We start from the raw sequence: 17,210 nt of genomic DNA, 5'->3' as shown, positions 1-17,210 counted from the left end.
TTACATTCTCCGAATAAGCAAAAATAGGACGGGTATCAATGCTGAAAGCTGTTCAGCACTGCGAGTTTTTCTAATTCATGGCGCAAAACCTGGTGCAAATCGCTGGCAAGTGGCAGACGCGGCGCACGCGGGATGCCCACCTCCAGTCCCATCATCGACAGTCCCGCTTTGCTGGCGGCAACATAATGTGGTCCGCCAACCGCACGCACTACCGGCAGAATTTTGTGATACAGCGCCAGAGCTTCATTACGATCAAGACGGTCCACGGCGGCCTCGAACATTTGCGCGCATTGCGATGGCAGCAGATTCGACGCCACCGCCACCCAACCGCAGGCACCGAGCCAGAAGGATTCGTAGCCGAGAATACCGGCGAACACATTCATGCGGTCGCCGCACAATTCGATGATGTCGCGCACACGGGTGACTTCCAGCGTGGATTCTTTGATATAGCTAACGGTGTCGATCTCCGATAAACGCGCCACGGTTTTCGGCAGCAAATCGACATTGGCGGTGGCCGGGTTGTTGTAAATCATGATCGGGATGGAAAGCGCTTCGCCCACCGCACGGTAATGGGCAAACAATTCGTCTTCGTTCGGGCAGCTATAAAATGGCGGGATGATCATCACGCCATCTGCACCCATCGCTTCCGCTTCTTTACTCAGTTCCACGCATTCCGGCGTCCATTCTGCACCGGTTCCCATCAGCACCGGTACACGCCCTCTTGCGGTGCGAATCACCGTTTCGGTGACCAGCTGGCGCTCCTCACGGGTCATCGATAAAAATTCACCGGTACTGCCCAATGGGATAAGCCCATGAATACCTTGCTCAATTTGCCAATCGACCAATTTTTCCAGAGCTGGCACGTCAATTGCTAAACCATCCTGGGTGAAAGGAGTAATTAACACCGTATAAGTACCGCGAAACTGCGCCATGTTTTGAGTTCCTTAAGAAATTGCTTGATGCATACCGTTTGTATACCGTATACATAATGTATACACAAGCGTTGTCGGATCACAAGCGTTATGGAACTCAAATCTCCCAACATCATTCCTGCCAGCAAAACTCTGACCATCTGGTTTGATGGCAAAGCCGTGCAGGCCCTGCCTGACGAAACCATTGCGGCTGCACTCGCGCGGCAAAATATCGTGACTATCCGTGAGACCGATCAGGGTGACAAACGCGGGTTATGGTGCGGCATGGGGGCCTGCTACGAGTGTGTGGTGCAGGTGGACGGCAAAGGATCGCAACGCAGCTGCATGACTCTGGTGCAGGACGGTATGCAGGTGCAGACTCAGCGCGCCCCGCAACCACCGGCCCAACCTCTCGCCCCAACCCCACACAACATTGCCCCTGAAACACGCGACTGCGATCTGCTGGTGCTGGGTGCCGGTCCGGCAGGGCTTTCCGCCGCACGCACCGCCGCCAGAGCGGGTGCGAAGGTCATGGTGATCGATGAACGTCCGCAAAGTGGCGGCCAGTTTTTTAAACCGCTGGCCCCTTCTCACACCCTGCATGGCAAAGTGCCGCAGCAATGGCGCGATGGCGACACCCTGCTGAAAGAAACCCAGGCTGCCGGGGTCGACATTCTGCAACAGGCCACGGTCTGGGCGGCCTTTTCTGCCCAGGAAATTGGCGTTATCTGGCGCGATCAAACGCTGCTGATTCGCCCGCAACAGCTGATCATCGCCACCGGTGCCTATGAGCGCCCGGTGCCTTTTCCAGGCTGGACCCTGCCCGGCGTGATGACTACCGGCGCTGGCCAGACGCTGGCGAAAGCGTATCGGGTCATTCCCGGTGAGCGAGTGGTGGTCAGCGGCAATGGTCCATTGAATTTGCAGTTTGCCGCCGAGCTGGTCGCCAGCCAGGGCAAGGTGGTTGAGGTGCTGGAACGTGCCGCTAAACCGGGGATCAAACTGCTGCGGCAGATCCTGACCATGGCAAAAGTTGCCCCCGAGCTGTTGTTCAAGGGGCGTCATTACCTGTCGATCCTGAAAAAAAATCGTGTGGCGGTGCGCTGGGGTTATGAAGTGATCGCGGCGCACGGACAGGATCGGTTAGAACGCATCACCGTTATGGCGGTGGATCAGCACGGGCAGCGCATTCCCGGTTCAAGCCGCGAAATTGCGTGCGACGTGCTCTGTCTCGGCCACGGCTTTATTCCCTCCACCGATCTGGCTCGTTCGCTGGGCTGCGAACAGCAACTTGCCGCCACCCCGTTCAGCACCCCAACAATTAAAACCGATGCAGACGGCGCAACCAGCGTCGCTGGCGTTTATGTCATCGGCGATGGTGCCCGGCTCGGCGGCGCGCAGATTGCCCAGACGCGCGGTCAGCTGGCTGGCATCCGTGCGCTCCAGGCGCTCGGCAAAACGGCTGAGAGCATTGATATCCATCAGTTGAAAACACGCCTCGCCAAAGCAGAAGATTTTCAACAGGCGTTGTGGCAGGTGTATCAGGCTCCGCCGGTGAGCCTGCAATCGCTGGCGGACGAAACGGTGATTTGCCGCTGCGAAAACATCACCCTTGGCAGCTTGCGCAGCGCCATCAGCGCGGGCATGGATACCCCGGCCGCGCTGAAGCGTAACCTGCGCACCGGCATGGGCTTATGTCAGGGCCGGACCTGCTCCGGCATGGTGGCGCAGCTGGTGACGGAGATGACCGGACGCCAAAAGCAAACCAGCGGATTCTATGCGCCCCGCTTCCCGGTGCGTCCGGTGCCGATTGCTGCGCTGACCTTTGAGAAACAGGAATGGGGCGGCCATAAACCCGCCATCACCCCTAATCTGGCGCGCCCGGTGGAATCTGCGCCCTTGCCCGCGCAGAAGACCGACGTCCTGGTGATCGGTGGCGGCGTGATGGGCAACTGCCTCGGTTATTACCTCGCACAAGGCGGTGCGGATGTGCTGGTGGTGGAGCGCGACGATATCAATTTACAGGCTTCCGGGGCCAACGCCGGTAGCTTGCATGTGCAACTGCTGTCCTTCGATTTTGGTGCCAAAGCCGAACAAGGCGGCGGTCCGGCAGCACAAACGCTGCCACTCGGGCCGGTTTCGGTCCGGTTGTGGCAGGAACTGGAAGCCGCCAGCGGTGAGTCGCTGGAAATTAAGATCACCGGCGGGCTGATGGTGGCGGAAACCGAGCAGGAAATGCGTTTCCTCGAACAGAAAATGTTGCTGGAACGCCGCTACGGTATCGAAGCCAGCTTGCTGGATGCGCGTGAATTGGCGCAACTGTCCCCCAACCTTTCCCCGCAGCTGATCGGTGCTGAATTTTGCCCGATGGAAGGCAAAATCAACCCACTGCGTGCCACCTATGTGGTGAATCAGCTGGCGAGCGCGCAGGGCGCTCGTTTCCAGCGCGGCACCGATGTGATGGCCATTGAGCGGCTCTCCCACGGCGGCTACCGGGTGCAGACCAGCCGTGGCGTGATTGAGGCGCAGCGGGTGATCAATGCTGCCGGTGCCTGGGCCGCCAAAGTGGGTGAAATGGTGGGGATCAACGTGCCGGTCAAAGGCGCGCCGTTGCAGATGATCGTCACCGAACGTGCCGCGCCGCTGGTGGATCATCTGATTGCACACGCGGGCCGTCATCTCAGCCTGAAACAGACCGCACACGGCAGCTTATTAATTGGCGGAGGCTGGAGCGCGCAATTTAATCCGGCGATGCGCATGAATCAGCCCACGCGCGAAAGTATTGAAGGCAATTTATGGGTGGCAAATAAAGTGCTGCCCGCGCTGAGTGGCCTGCATATGGTGCGCAGCTGGGCCGGGATGAATATCAATATCGACGGCGCGCCGATTATTGGCGAAGTGCCCGGCATCCCCGGTTTCTACAACGCCGTGACCTCCAATGGTTATACCCTGTCGCCGGTGGTGGCCCGCAGCCTGGCGCAACTTATTCTTCGTGGCAGCAGTGAGATCAATCTGTCGCCTTACCATATTTCCCGTTTCGATAATCACAGGACTGCTGTCAATGAGTAAACAACGTGTCGCCACATGGATTGAACACCATTTTCCCGACCAGGTTGAGATGCTGAAAATTCTGGTGCAAACCCCGTCGGATAACCCGCCAGGTGATTGCACGCCCCATGCTTTAGTCACCGCGCAGCAGTTACGCGCGCTGGGGCTGGAAGTCGAAACCTTCACGGTGCCGGATGAGGTGGTACAGGCTGCCGGGATGCGCAGCGCGACCAACCTGGTGGTGCGTCATCGCTTTGGACCTGGTCCAACGGTAGCGCTCAATGCGCACGGTGATGTGGTGCCACCCGGTGGCGGCTGGAGCAAAGACCCTTACGGGGCCGAAATCGAAGATGGCTGGTTATATGGTCGTGGGGCTGCGGTGTCGAAATCAGACATCACCACTTATGCTTACGCGCTGCTGGCGCTGATCCACAGCGAAGCCAGGCTAAATGGCACCATCGAGCTGCACATTACTTACGATGAAGAAACCGGTGGCGCGACCGGACCTGGCTGGCTGCTGGAGAATGGCATCAGCAAGCCGGATTACGTGGTCTGTGCTGCGCTAAGTTACTTTGTCGTCACCGCGCATAATGGTTGTCTGCATCTGGAAATCGCCGTGCAGGGTAAATCGGCGCACGCCGCTTTTCCTGCCAGCGGCCAAGATGCCATCGAAGCCGGGAACCGTGTGATGAGCGCGCTGTATCACTATCGCGACTCGCTGGCCGCAACGCACTCACAGGTTCCGGGTATTGATTCCCCTACGCTGGTGATTGGTCTGGTGTCGGGCGGCATTAATACCAATGTGGTGGGCGATAATATGGTTATTCGCCTCGACCGTCGCATTATCCCGGAGGAAAACCCGGAGGCGGTGGAACAGGAATTAATCGCGCTGATTGCCAGCGTCGAACAGCAGCTGACCGGCATTACCTGCAAGGTAAAACGCATTTTGCTGGCGCGCCCTTTTACCTCATCCGCCGCGAGCATCGCTCTGGCCAATATTTTCAGCCAGCAGGCAGAAGAAATCCTGCAGGAGCCGATCCCGTTAGTCGGGCTACCGCTGTATACCGATGCCCGTCTGTACAGTGCCGCAGGCATTCCCACCATTATGTACGGTGCCGGACCGCGTAGTTTCCTGGAGGCCAATGGGCACCGCGCCGATGAGCGTGTGCATCTTGATGATTTACAGCGCGCCACCAAAATCGTCGCCAATAGTCTGCTTACCCTTTTGCAGGAGAAAAACGCATGATCGCCATTAATAATCTGTCGAAATATTATGGTCAGCTGCCGGTGCTGAAAAACTGCACGCTGAATATTCAAAAAGGCGAAGTGGTGGTGATTTGCGGCCCGTCCGGCTCGGGGAAATCCACCTTAATTAAATGCATCAATGCGCTGGAGCCGTTTCAGCGCGGCGAAATTGATGTGGATGGCATGAAGCTCAGTGATAAGAAAACCAATCTCACCGCCCTGCGTCAGCAGGTGGGTATGGTGTTTCAGTCCTTTGAATTATTCCCACATATGACGGTGCTGGAAAACCTGATTGTGCCGCAGATGCGTAACCTGAAACGCCCGCGTGCGGCGGCATTAGATAAAGCGCAGGAACTGCTGCAACGTGTGGGCATGGAACGGCACGGGCATAAATATCCGGCCCAGTTGTCCGGTGGCCAGCAGCAACGTGTCGCTATCGCCCGTGCGCTGGCAATGAACCCCAAAGTGATGTTGTTTGACGAACCCACCTCGGCACTGGATCCTGAAATGGTGGCGGAGGTGCTGGCGGTGATGGCGGAACTGGCTGCTGAAGGCATGACCATGTGTTGTGTCACGCATGAACTGGGTTTTGCCCGTAAGATTGCTGACCGCATCATTTTTATGGATGCCGGGGAAATTATCGAAGACGCCGAGACCGAAACCTTTTTCACCACTCCGGCCTCACCGCGCGCGCGCAATTTTCTCGACCAGATCATTCACCATTAAGCTAAAAAAGGCTGAGTATGAAAGCACGCCATTTGCAGGAAAATGCCGTCCGCTACTTTCTGGAAGTGGTTCGCTCGGGTTCACTCAGCCTGGCGGCTCAAAAACTGAATGTTGCCGCCTCCGCTATCAGTCGTCAGATCAGCGGCCTGGAAGATCGGCTGGGGGAAACCCTGTTCGAACGGCGTAAGGAAGGAATGGTCCCCACCGCCGCCGGGGAGTTGCTGGCGGCCTGGGCGATCCGCACCCAGCTGGAAAGTGAAAAGGTGGTGCATGAACTGGCTGAACTAAGCGGGCTGCGTAAAGGTGAAGTCCGCATCGATAGTTCAGCTGGCTTCAGCGTCGATTTTTTACCGATGATGATCGCCTCCTTCCGTCGCCATTATCCCGATATCCATTTTCGCCTGCATGTTACCCATGCCGAAGAGGTGGTGCGTCGGCTGCGCGAAGGGGAAAGTGACCTCGGGCTGACTTTCAGCCAGATTCCCGAGGAAAATATCCATGTCGCCTGGCGCTTGCAGTCCCGGCTGGTGGCGGTGATGCCGCCCGATCATGTGCTTGCCCGGCGCAGCGGTTTACAGCTTTCGCAGCTAAGTGGCTATCCTCTCGGACTGCCGGAACGGCCAATTATGTTGCGCCGCCTGTTCGATGCCTGCTGTAGCCGTCAGGGGATCGTCATTTCGCCGGTATTTGTCACTAACTCCATCAGCGCGCTGCTGGCCTTTGTACGCTACGAACAGGGGGTGGTGGTGGCGTCCGAAATGACGGTGCGCGAATATATTCGCGCACATAATTTGTGCGCCGTGCCGCTGGTGGGACAGGATCTGCACGGCATCAATATCGAACTGAATACGCTGGCGGGCCGCAGCTTACCCAAAGCGGTGACGGCGTTTATTGACCATTTTATTCGCGAAATGGAGTCCACGCCGTTTATTTCCGCCGTCACATCATAATATTCACTTATTACCTAACATCTGAATCGATCCCTTTTTCGTCGTTTATGACGGCGCGAAATAATAATGGCTTATCACAAGGTTATCTTTGCCTTTTTGGCATCGATAACGTGAAAAAGTTGAAATGGTGATAACCCTGAGCGCATGGCAGGATGAATTTCTGCTGAGAAATTTAATCCTCCGGCTAATAAGGAACTGCCATGCAACCTTCATCGTTTTACCGGCATTGGGTGGTTATTTTGCTGTATATCGCCTGGTGTATCGCCTTTATTGATCGTGTGGTGCTGAGCATGGGTGCACCGGCGCTGACGGCGGAAATGCACCTCAGCCCCGCCGAACTCGGCCTGGTATTGAGCGTGTTCTATTTTGGTTTCTGGCTGATGCAGTTGCCGGGTGGCTGGCTGGCCGACCGCTTTGGCGCGAAGTCAGTGGTGATTATGGCGATCGGTTTCTGGTCATTGTTCACCCTGCTGACCGGCCTGGCATGGTCGCTGGCGTCATTGTTATTGATCCGCCTGTTGTTCGGTCTGGGTGAAGGCGCGTTCCCCTCGGCAGCCATTAAGAATGCGGCGGAAAATTACCGTACGGAACAAAAACCCAAAATTACCTCGTTGCTGGTGTCGTCGAATTATATCGGTAGCATGATCGCCCCGCTGTTAATTGCCCCACTGCTGCTGCATTTCCACTGGCGTCACACCTTTATGCTAATTGGGATTTTGGGATTGGTGTTTGTACTGATATATAGCCTGACGGTGCGCAACACCCCAGCCAGTGACAATGAACAGCGGCAACGTATTAATCTTCAGGACGTGAAAAGCGTGATGAAACACCCGCTGCTGTGGAAGATCGCGGCAGTGTGGTTTGGCCTGAGCCTGATCAACAAAGGGCTGGATTCCTGGATGCCGGTTTATCTGATGACCGAGCGTCACCTCGACCTGAAAGCCGTCGGCGTGCTGCTGCCGATCCCCTATCTGATGGCCGGGATCGCGACCGCCATCGGCGGCTGGGTGATGATGAAATTCTTTAATGGCCGGGAAAACCTGATGCTGCTGTTCAGCGCCCTGTTTACCGCCATCTCCATCGGATGTATGTACCGCGCGGAAACGCTGACTGGCGTGATCGTGGCACAGGCATTCACCTATTTCTTTAAATCCTTTGTGCTGGCGGTGGCGGTGGCGCTGCCAACCAAAATCCTCGCGCCACGGATGGTGGGTTCGGGTATTGGCGTGATCAACTTTGGCGGCCAGGCAGCAGGGTTTATTGCCCCGCTGGCGATTGGTCTGATGGTGCAACACTTCAGCTTTGGCTCCGCGTTCCTGTTCCTGATGGGGGCCGCCGCGTTCTCAACCCTGATGAGCCTGACCATCCGCACGGAAAAAACCGGCCCAGCGGCGGTAATGCCGCTCAGTTAAGGCACCTGACGTAGCGGCGCAATTTATTGCGCATCTTTTGAATTGAGCACCTAAAAAACCTGCGCGATAAATCGCGCCGCTACACATCAGTGCGAACCTGAATATATTAACCAAAGAAGGATGATGCGATGGATAGGTTATGCGATCTCCCGGCGACTGAAGCCCGCCGTCTGATTGGAGAAAAGAGCATCGCCCCGAGTGAGCTGCTGGAAAGCTGCATCAACCGGATAGGACAGGTTAATCCGGCGGTGAATGCGCTGGTGGCCTGCGATTTTGCTGCGGCGCGCGCCGTCGCCAAACAGCAGGATAATGCGGTGCTGCGCGGCGAACCACTCGGCCCGTTACACGGTTTACCGCTCGGCGTGAAGGATATGATCGACGCCGCTGGCTTGCCGACCACTTACGGCAGCGTGGCAAAACGTAACAACGTGCCACAGCAGGATGAGCGGCTGGTGGCGGTGTTGCGGGCGGCGGGCGCGAATATCGTCGGCAAAACCAACGTGCCGGAATGGGGTGCCGGAGGAAACTCCCGCAACGCAGTGTATGGCACCACCGGTAACCCGTTTGATACCACCCGTTCCGCCGCAGGATCCTCCGGCGGATCTGCGGCGGCGCTGGCCTGCGGCATGGTGTCGCTGGCGACCGGTTCCGATACCGGCGGTTCGCTGCGTAATCCGGCGGCTTTTAATGGCGTGGTCGGTTTCCGCCCGACGGCGGGTCTTATCCCGGCAGAAAAACGCGGCTGCGCCTGGTTGCAAATTTCCACCCTGGGTCCGATGGGACGCACGGTGGATGACGCTGCCTTAATGTTCAGCGTGATGCAGGGAGAAGATGCGCGCGATCCGCTGTCGCATGTGGTGCCGGGACGCCAGTTGCGCCAGCCGCAGGAGTTCTTCCCTCTGGCTGCGATGGACCTCTCCTCGCAACGCCTGGCGTGGAGCCACGACTTCGGCTTCGCCCCGACCGAGCAAGGTGTGGTGGACTGCTTTCACAGCAAAATGCAGCATATCGCCCCGCTGTTCGCCAGCGCTGAACAGGCGACGCCGGATTGTCAGGGAACGAATGAAGCCTTCGAAACCCTGCGCTCGCTGTTGTTCCTTACTGCTACGCGTGAACTGTATCAGCAAAATCCGCAGTCAGTGGGTGAAAACGTCCGCATGAATATTGAAGAAGGCTTGCGCTACAGCGCGCTGGATATTGCACGCGGACTGGATTTACAAACCCAGCTGTATCGGCGCTGGGAAGCGTTTTTTCACGACTATGATTATATGGTGTCACCGGCGGTCACCATCAGCCCACGTCCGTGGACCGAACTTTATCCGCGTGAAATCAACGGCCAGCCGACACGAACCTATTATCACTGGCTGGCGCTGGCGTATGTCACCTCGCTGGCCGGGCTGCCCTCCCTTTCCTTACCCCTGGGTCGGGATGCGCAGGGCATGCCGTTTGGTTTGCAGATCATCGGCAAGCGCGGTGACGACACTGGCGTGCTGCGGGTGGCAAAAGCGCTGGAGCAAAAATTTAGCCAGCATCCGCAACTGGCACGCCCGCAGCCGGACATTGCCGCGCTGCGCCTCGCACCACCCATCGCCAGCATGGCGGATTTTTATCTTCCTTTAGGTCAGTAAACGAGGACAACATGAATTTACCTTTTTCCAAAGTACGTCTGGTCGGTGATCAGGTATGGCTCTCCGGTGTGATTGGGTTTGAAGAAGATGGCACGCTGGCGGCAGAAGTCAGCCGTCAGACCGAACGCGTGATGCAGACCATTCAGGCCACGCTGGCCGAACAGGGTTGCACCCTGGCAGATATCTTCTCCTGCACCGTGTATCTCACCGATGCCGATTTGTTCGCCCCGTTTAATCAGGCGTATGCCAAATGGTTCAGCGATCCGTTACCGGTGAGAACCACGGTACTGGCAGGCCTGGTGTTGCAGGAGGCGTTGCTGGAGATCACCGTGGTCGCGCAAAAACCCACTGCGGAGTAAAGCGATGGCGCATGATGTGTTAGTGCTGGGGGCCGGGATGGTTGGGGTGAGCTGTGCCCTGCATCTGCAACAACGCGGTTATGATGTCGCGCTGCTGGACCGGCGCGCCCCTGGCGAAGAAACCTCGTATGGCAATGCGGGCATCATTCAGCGCGAGGCGGTCAATCCTTACGCCTTTCCGCGTGAAGTCAGTACGCTGCTCAGCGTGGCGGGCAATCGTCGACTGGATGTGCGTTATCATCCGCGCGCAATCCCTTCCCTCATCTCACCGCTGTTGCGCTACTACGCCAATTCGGCACCGCGGGCTTATGCGCCGATTGCAGCGGCCTATGCTTCGTTGATCGCCTTATCGATCGATACCCATGAAGCGTTGCTGGATGCAGCCAACGCCCGCCATTTGCTCGGTGAGCGTGGCTGGTTGATGCTGTTTCGCAGCGATAAACCGCGTGATGCGGCTTTTGCCGATGCCGACAAATTGCTGGCGATGGGGGTGAATCATCGCAAGCTGGATGCAGCCCAATTACAGGCTGCTGAACCGGCGTTACGCGCGCAGCTGAGCGGTGCGGTTTACTGGAGTGACCCGCTGACGGTGCGTGATCCCGGCGAGCTGGTGAAAGCCTATGCGACGTTGTTGTTGGCGCGCGGAGCCGCCTGGTATCAGGGCAACGCCCAGACGCTGCGCCCGACGGCGGACGGCGGCTGGCAGGTGCAAACGCAAAACGGAGCCTGGTTGCAGGCACGTCAGGTGGTGGTGGCACTCGGTCCCTGGAGTCCGCAGCTCACCGGTGATTTTGGCTATCGTCCACCGTTGTTTGTGAAACGTGGCTACCATCAGCATTTCCAGCCGGTAGCAGGCGCTACGCCACGCCACTGGATGCTGGATGAAGAACGGGGCTATCTGATTGCGCCGATGGCGCGCGGTTTACGCATCACCACCGGAGCAGAACTGGCCGATATTGATGCACCTGCCACCCCTGTTCAGCTTAAGGCGGTGGAACAGGTGGCGCGCCAGCTGGTGCCGCTGGGTGCTGCCGTAGAAGCTGAGCCCTGGAAAGGTGCCCGTCCCTGTATGCCGGATATGAAACCGGTGATCGGTGCAGTGCCGGGCCAGCCTGGCATGTGGTGCGCGTTTGGTCATGGTCATCAGGGTTTTACTCTCGGTCCGGCCACCGGGATGTTGCTGGCCGAAATGATGCACGGCGAGCGCAGCAGCATTGCGATGGAGGCGTTTAGCCCGTCACGACGTTTTTAACGTGACGGCTTACACATCACTTTCAGCAACTCACGCAAAATATTCCTCACCCCGGCCACTGCCGGGTCCCTGAGACTGTCGGCTCGCCAGGCCAGTTCTACCGAATACTCAGGTAATTCAATCGGGCAGCGTAACAGGTGTAAATCGAACATGTCGGCCATCGCGCGGGCGGCGTGGCTGGGCAGCGTCACAATTGACCGTGAACCTTTGATCAGCCAGGGTACGGCGGAGAAATGCGTCGCGGCAGCTTCAACCGTGCGTTTCAGCCCCAGTTCAGCCAGCGCTTCATCGACAATCCCCACCATACCCCCTGATGAAATCAGAATATGTTGCAGCGTGGTGTACTCATCGATAGTCAGTTCCGGCGTGGTCGGCATAAAATCCACTACGCAGGCGTAGTCATTCACCCCCACTAACTCTTTACTCAACGCTGCCGAGCTGCCGCTTCCCGAGGTAACCGCCAAATCGACCATGCGGTTCATCAGCATCCCGGCGGCAATCCGGCTGTGAATTTGCCGGAATATCAGCCGCAGTCCCGGATATTCCTGCGCCACGCGATTAATCAGCTGGCGCGCCAGCGCGATTTCATAATCATCAGACCAGCCCAGCACCACGCTGCGGCCATCGAACGCGGCCTGATCCAGCTGCGCCAGCGCAAGACTCTGGCGACAGCGATTCAGCGCTTCACTGACAATCGGTTTTAACTCCTCGGCGCGGCGACTTGGGCGCAGACCGCGCCCGGTGCGGTCAAACAGATGGTCGCCATAAATTTTGCGCAATCTGCCCAGCGCAGCACTCACCGCTGACTGGGTAATCCCCAGCCGTAACGCCGCTCTGCTGGCGCTGCCTTCTTCATACAGGGCTTCAAACACTTTGAAGAGATTAAGATCGAGTGCTTCGATATTCATGTTGTTCATATCAGATATGCGGCCATGGCGATTGATTCATATCACTATAGCGGGGAGTATCAGTGGTTCCTATCTTCGGCAACAGGTAATTAACCATGGCCTCCTCAACTGTGGCAGTGCTGCAAATGGGTTCCGCCCCTGCAGGCAAAGCACAAACCTTAGAAAAGATTCTGTCTTATGAAGAGCAAATCATCGCCAGCGGTGCCCGTCTGGTGGTGATGCCTGAAGCCCTGCTCGGCGGCTATCCCAAAGGGGAAACCTTTGGCACCCAACTGGGGTATCGCCTGCCGGAGGGACGGGAAACCTGGGCTGAATACTTTGCCAACGCCATTGATGTGCCGGGCAAAGAAACCGAGGCGCTGGCGGATCTGTCGCGCAGAACCCAGGCGGCGTTAGTGATTGGCGTGATTGAACGCGAAGGCAGCACCTTATATTGCAGCGCGTTATTTTTCGAACCCGAAACCGGACTGGCAGCGAAACATCGCAAACTGATGCCAACCGGCACCGAACGTTTGATCTGGGGCCAGGGCGACGGTTCCACCCTGCCAGTGCTGGACACACAAGCCGGGCGCATCGGTGCCGCGATTTGCTGGGAAAATCATATGCCGCTGCTGCGTACCGCCATGTACGCCAAAGGGGTGCAAATCTGGTGCGCGCCAACGGTGGATGAACGCGATGTGTGGCAGGCCTCAATGCGGCATATCGCCCATGAAGGACGCTGCTTTGTCCTCAGTGCCTGTCAGATTCAGCCGTCACCGGCAGAACTCGGTATTGAAATCCCCGGCTGGGACAGTCAGCGCCTGTTGATTCAGGGTGGCAGCGTGATTATCGGCCCATTGGGTGATGTGCTGGCCGGTCCGTTACGCGGCAGCGAAGGGTTGCTGTGTGCGCAGATTGATACCGATGAACTGATTCGCGCCCGTTATGACTTTGATGTGGTCGGACATTATGCCCGCCCGGATGTTTTCTCTTTATCTGTTGACCAAAAACCAAAAAAAACCGTGACCTTCCAGTAAGATAATAGCCAACACCAGGGCCTCTGAAATGCATGAACACGTAGCGGCGCGATTTATCGCGCTCTTTTCAGGCATTTTCAACGTCTGCTTAAACCCGCGCGATAAATCGCGCCGCTACAGGATCACCCCGCTATTTTCCGCCATAAACCGTTTCACGGCGGTGCGCACGGCGGCACGTAACGGCATCGCGCGGCTCACCTGGTACTCATAAAGCAGCTGCAAAAATGTCGTGACCATAACATCCGGGCTGCGGTAGCGCAGTTCCCCCTTCAGCATCGCGCCATTGACGACCCACATCACCTGTTCTTCTACTTCTGGCGGGCAACGCGATGCTAGTGCCAGCCTCAGCCCTAGCCTATTCAATTTTTTACCCAACGGCAGGCTGGCGTAACGCAAAGGCAGCGCCATGTTTCCGGCCAGTAATAAATCTGCCTCATTTCGGCATATGCCGTTTTCACCGCTGATGATCGTTCTGTGCATCCCCCGCCCCCCCAGAAACCTGCCGCAACATCTGCTTGACAGAAACAGCATAAATCAAGATAACTATACCGTACAGTTTAATTATGGCGTTTTTATACTCATTTTTACTTTTTAAGAGGATCGGATTGTGGAGAAATCATTGAAGGGGATTTATGCGGGGTTAGCCGCTCTGGTCCTGATGGCGGGTGTGACCGGATGTTCCAGCACCGCGCCGGTGAAGTATACCGGCCTGGAGTCGTCTTCCCGTCTCAGTCCCAACGCCGGGGATGACAACGACAGAATCCCTTATCGCTACAGTGCGCCAGTGGACTGGAAGAAATATGGCAAGATCATTATTGAGCCAGTCAGCCTTTATCAGGGCAGTGACGGCCAGTTTAACGATATGGATCAAGCCGATCGCCGCCATCTTGCCGATTATATGCAACAGAAGTTTGGCAAGGAGTTAACCACGCGCTTTCAGAGCGCCACGTCCCCTTCCCCGAATACGCTACGTCTCAAACTGACGCTGACCGGTGCGGATACCACTACGCAGTTTGCCGGGACCGTCACCAAATTCGATCTTGCCGGAGGGCCGTATAATATCGTCCAGTCGATTCGCGGCGGGCGCGGCATGCTCAGTGGTTATGTGAACTATGCGGTGGAAATTCATGATGCCGAAACCGGTGAACTGCTGCTGGCCTACGTCGCGGAACAATATCCCAATGCGATGAATATCGGAGCCACCTTCGGCTCACTCAGCGCCGCAGAAACCGGCATTGATAAGGGCGCGGAGGAACTGCTGAAAAAATTACAGTAACAGTTCAATTAATGTAGCGGCGCGATTTATCGCGCGCTTTTGGCCGGGGCACTGCTGATAATAGCGCGATAAATCGCGCCGCTACGAGCCAGTACGGCGGCAGGCACCGGCCAGAAACAGGTTCACTGCCGCCGCCACCATCTCGGTGACCCGGCTTTCAGAAAAAGTATCCATCTCTTTTTTCAACAGCAATTCATCCACTTCGGCTTTCAGCAACGCGGAAAACTGGCGCGCGCGCAGCATCGGGCAATTTTCCGCCAGATCGCCTTGCTCCATATGGTTTTTCATCAGGCTGGCGAGCATTTCCATACTTTCCCGCACGCCGGATTCATAAAACAGCGCGCCGATATCCGAATGACCGGCTTCACCGACCACCACGCGATAAAGTTGCAGTGCCTGGCTGTCGGTCATCAGCACGCTCAGCATGCCTTTACCAAAACGATGGAGTTTGCTTTCCAGGCTGAGTTCGCTGCCATCGTCGTTGAGGATCTCCCCGGCGGCTTCGGTCAGATAATGGGTGCTGTAAGTCCTGACCACCGCCTCAAACAGGGCTTCCTTGGAAGGAAAATAGTTGTATAACGTGGCCTTAGACCCCCCGGCACGGCGGGCAACTTCATTCATTGAGGCCCGCTCGTAGCCATGTTCCTGAAACACGGCTGAGGCGGCGGTCATAATGGCTTGTCTTTTTTCATCGGTAAGTGTGCGCATAACATCCTCTTTGCGGCTGAACGGGCAGCATAACAAAACCGCCCGGTTCATTAAACCGTAAGGTTATGCCTTGTTGCTAGCAATGCGCCGGTTTACCTCGTGACGCAGCCGCAGCAATTTTTCCGCATCAGCAGGCCAGGCCTTAAAGGTAATGCGCATTTCCATCATCTCATCCACTAAGGCTTCTACTGCTGCACGCCCCTGCAACCTTTCCAGTAATTGTAACGCCCGCAGATCCTGTAACGCTTCCAGCAGCACTTTCAGACGAATCGAGGGCAAAGGGGTGAAACCTTTGCCGGGATAGACCAGGAAAGGATCGCCTGCCGGAAACGCCTGCAAGCCATCGGTGACGGCGAAGGGATCAATCGCTTCGCGTGACAGCTCGCTGTTATAGAAGTTAAAACCCCAATGCAAAAAGCCTTCAATGCGATACAACCACAGCTGAACCCCAAGGATACGGTTGCGCACCGACGGCTGCGCCATAAAACGGTTGGCAACGTCCAGATACTGGGCGCAGCAATAGTAGGTCCACTGGCCGGGTACCTGATTCTCCAGAAAAGGTTCCAGATGATCAGAGGCGGTAACGGGTTTCTCCACCAGGCCGAGTCGATAGAAATCGTAATCGGACAAGGCATCCAGCGTGCGATAGCCGGAGATTAACGGGCGCAGCAGGTCGCTGGCTTTACGATAGTTTGCCAGATGCTGATCGGTCGGTTCATCGGAAATATGGAACCACACCCGATCCTGCAATCCCTGCTGAGTAAACCAGGCAGTCAGCTGCGGCAGGAAGGCAGTGAGAAAGTGACGCCATTGCTCGCCAAACGCATCGGTATGCCAGCCAAAACGCGCTTCCCGGCTGCCATTCGGCAATTGCACCGCCACATGCGGCGCATGAGCAGCTCCCCATTGGGTGAAAAAGTGGGCGATTTCAAAGTCACGTATCCCCTCTTCCCGGCATAACGCCACCCAGCGCGCCAGGCGTTCAAAACCAAAGCGGTAACCCCCTTGCCCATCATCCACTACATCAATCAGCTGCACCTCAGTGCGCACTGTGCCCGGTGCGGTATCGAGCGGCGGCGTAAACAGCGGGGTCAGCATCATATTGACGCCGTGCGCCACCGCGCTGTGCACAAAGTTGCGCACTGCCTGCCAGTACTCCTCACTGAATACCGGCAGCTGATAGTAATTTGCCAGGCAATCGGTATGGATCCATTCGGTATGGTAAAGCTGCTGCTCTGGCAGCGCATCAGGTAACACCGTCAGCGTCAATGCGCTTTCGCTTACCAGGCTGCTGTCCTCTTTATCCTGCAAGCGCAGGGTAATGTTGTGCTGTCCCGGCGGCAAACCGCTGGCCGGAGGTGTCAGGCAGAGCCACAGTGCCCCCTGATAATTGCAGGTAATTTGCAGCTCTGGCGTGGTTAGCGGCATCAGCAAGTCCGGAAACAGACCCGGTTCGGTGGTCAGGTAGTTTTCATCTACGGTGTTGTAACACGCCAGATGCCCCGGCACCGACGTTACCTGATACAACTGCAACCACGGCAACAACTCACTCTCCACTGACCAGGACAAAGTGCGACGGGTTTTACGTTCCTGCGAGGGCAGAAAATATTGCGCCTGGAAAGAAAACGTTTCATTGGAAAGAATGCTGGCTGCCGTCAGTTGCTTTACATCGGTAATTGTTTTTTGGTGGAACATTTTTTCCAGCGACGAAGTCAGCCGCAGATGTAACGTCATGGTTCATCCCTTATAGCGTCAGAAGTTGGGCAAATTA

At 56.8% G+C, this 17,210-nt stretch carries 15 protein-coding genes; 10 read left to right on the top strand and 5 right to left on the bottom strand.

Annotated elements, in window-relative coordinates:
- Nucleotides 1–35: 35 nt before the first annotated feature.
- On the bottom strand, nt 36–932 hold the full coding sequence (locus HA50_RS09830) for a dihydrodipicolinate synthase family protein (protein ID WP_084874788.1): 897 nt from the start codon (nt 930–932) through the stop codon (nt 36–38).
- Nucleotides 933–1,022: 90 nt separating this feature from the next.
- Here HA50_RS09830 and HA50_RS09825 point away from each other — a divergent pair, with 90 nt between their 5' ends.
- From HA50_RS09825 to HA50_RS09790, 8 genes are all read left to right on the top strand, one after another.
- A complete protein-coding gene (locus HA50_RS09825) occupies nt 1,023–3,980 on the top strand; it encodes an FAD-dependent oxidoreductase (RefSeq protein WP_084874786.1) in 2,958 nt (985 codons plus the stop codon).
- The gene (locus tag HA50_RS09820; protein WP_084874780.1) at nt 3,973–5,205 is read left to right on the top strand and encodes a M20/M25/M40 family metallo-hydrolase; all 1,233 of its coding nucleotides are present in this window, start codon (nt 3,973–3,975) and stop codon (nt 5,203–5,205) included. Before HA50_RS09825 ends, HA50_RS09820 begins: the two co-directional genes overlap by 8 nt.
- The gene (locus HA50_RS09815) at nt 5,202–5,930 is read left to right on the top strand and encodes an amino acid ABC transporter ATP-binding protein (protein WP_084874777.1); all 729 of its coding nucleotides are present in this window, start codon (nt 5,202–5,204) and stop codon (nt 5,928–5,930) included. The genes HA50_RS09820 and HA50_RS09815 overlap by 4 nt, the downstream gene beginning before the upstream one ends.
- Nucleotides 5,931–5,947: 17 nt before the next feature.
- The gene (locus HA50_RS09810; RefSeq protein ID WP_084874775.1) at nt 5,948–6,880 is read left to right on the top strand and encodes a LysR family transcriptional regulator; all 933 of its coding nucleotides are present in this window, start codon (nt 5,948–5,950) and stop codon (nt 6,878–6,880) included.
- 200 nt (nt 6,881–7,080) lie between these two features.
- On the top strand, nt 7,081–8,292 hold the full coding sequence (locus tag HA50_RS09805; RefSeq protein ID WP_084874773.1) for an MFS transporter: 1,212 nt from the start codon (nt 7,081–7,083) through the stop codon (nt 8,290–8,292).
- 128 nt (nt 8,293–8,420) lie between these two features.
- Entirely contained in the window at nt 8,421–9,920 is a 1,500-nt protein-coding gene (locus HA50_RS09800; RefSeq protein ID WP_084874771.1) for an amidase, read from the top strand.
- Nucleotides 9,921–9,931: 11 nt separating this feature from the next.
- Entirely contained in the window at nt 9,932–10,279 is a 348-nt protein-coding gene (locus HA50_RS09795; RefSeq protein ID WP_084874769.1) for a RidA family protein, read from the top strand.
- 4 nt (nt 10,280–10,283) lie between these two features.
- Nucleotides 10,284–11,531, top strand: a complete 1,248-nt coding sequence (locus HA50_RS09790; protein ID WP_084874764.1) for an NAD(P)/FAD-dependent oxidoreductase — start codon at nt 10,284–10,286, stop codon at nt 11,529–11,531.
- Here HA50_RS09790 and HA50_RS09785 read toward each other — a convergent pair.
- Nucleotides 11,528–12,448, bottom strand: a complete 921-nt coding sequence (locus tag HA50_RS09785; RefSeq protein ID WP_084874761.1) for a LysR family transcriptional regulator — start codon at nt 12,446–12,448, stop codon at nt 11,528–11,530. The genes HA50_RS09790 and HA50_RS09785 overlap by 4 nt on opposite strands.
- 86 nt (nt 12,449–12,534) lie before the next feature.
- Here HA50_RS09785 and HA50_RS09780 point away from each other — a divergent pair, with 86 nt between their 5' ends.
- Entirely contained in the window at nt 12,535–13,455 is a 921-nt protein-coding gene (locus tag HA50_RS09780) for a carbon-nitrogen hydrolase family protein (protein ID WP_084874758.1), read from the top strand.
- 114 nt (nt 13,456–13,569) lie between these two features.
- Here the strand turns inward: HA50_RS09780 and HA50_RS09775 are convergent, their stop codons facing one another.
- Entirely contained in the window at nt 13,570–13,935 is a 366-nt protein-coding gene (locus tag HA50_RS09775; protein ID WP_139810916.1) for a hypothetical protein, read from the bottom strand.
- 178 nt (nt 13,936–14,113) lie between these two features.
- Here HA50_RS09775 and HA50_RS09765 point away from each other — a divergent pair, with 178 nt between their 5' ends.
- The gene (locus HA50_RS09765) at nt 14,114–14,731 is read left to right on the top strand and encodes a DUF3313 domain-containing protein (protein WP_084878458.1); all 618 of its coding nucleotides are present in this window, start codon (nt 14,114–14,116) and stop codon (nt 14,729–14,731) included.
- Between the two features lie 81 nt (nt 14,732–14,812).
- Here the strand turns inward: HA50_RS09765 and HA50_RS09760 are convergent, their stop codons facing one another.
- Together HA50_RS09760 and HA50_RS09755 are read right to left on the bottom strand one after the other, a co-directional pair.
- Nucleotides 14,813–15,439, bottom strand: coding sequence for a TetR/AcrR family transcriptional regulator (locus tag HA50_RS09760; RefSeq protein WP_084878455.1), 627 nt, complete (start codon nt 15,437–15,439; stop codon nt 14,813–14,815).
- A 63-nt stretch (nt 15,440–15,502) separates the two neighbouring features.
- Nucleotides 15,503–17,173: a DUF4091 domain-containing protein gene (locus HA50_RS09755; RefSeq protein WP_084874752.1), complete on the bottom strand. Its 1,671-nt coding sequence runs from the start codon at nt 17,171–17,173 to the stop codon at nt 15,503–15,505.
- Between the last annotated feature and the right edge of the window lie 37 nt (nt 17,174–17,210).

Origin of the sequence: Pantoea cypripedii (assembly GCF_002095535.1) — a bacterium.
Lineage (GTDB): Bacteria > Pseudomonadota > Gammaproteobacteria > Enterobacterales > Enterobacteriaceae > Pantoea > Pantoea cypripedii.
This window is presented reverse-complemented; position numbering and strand designations above follow the sequence as displayed.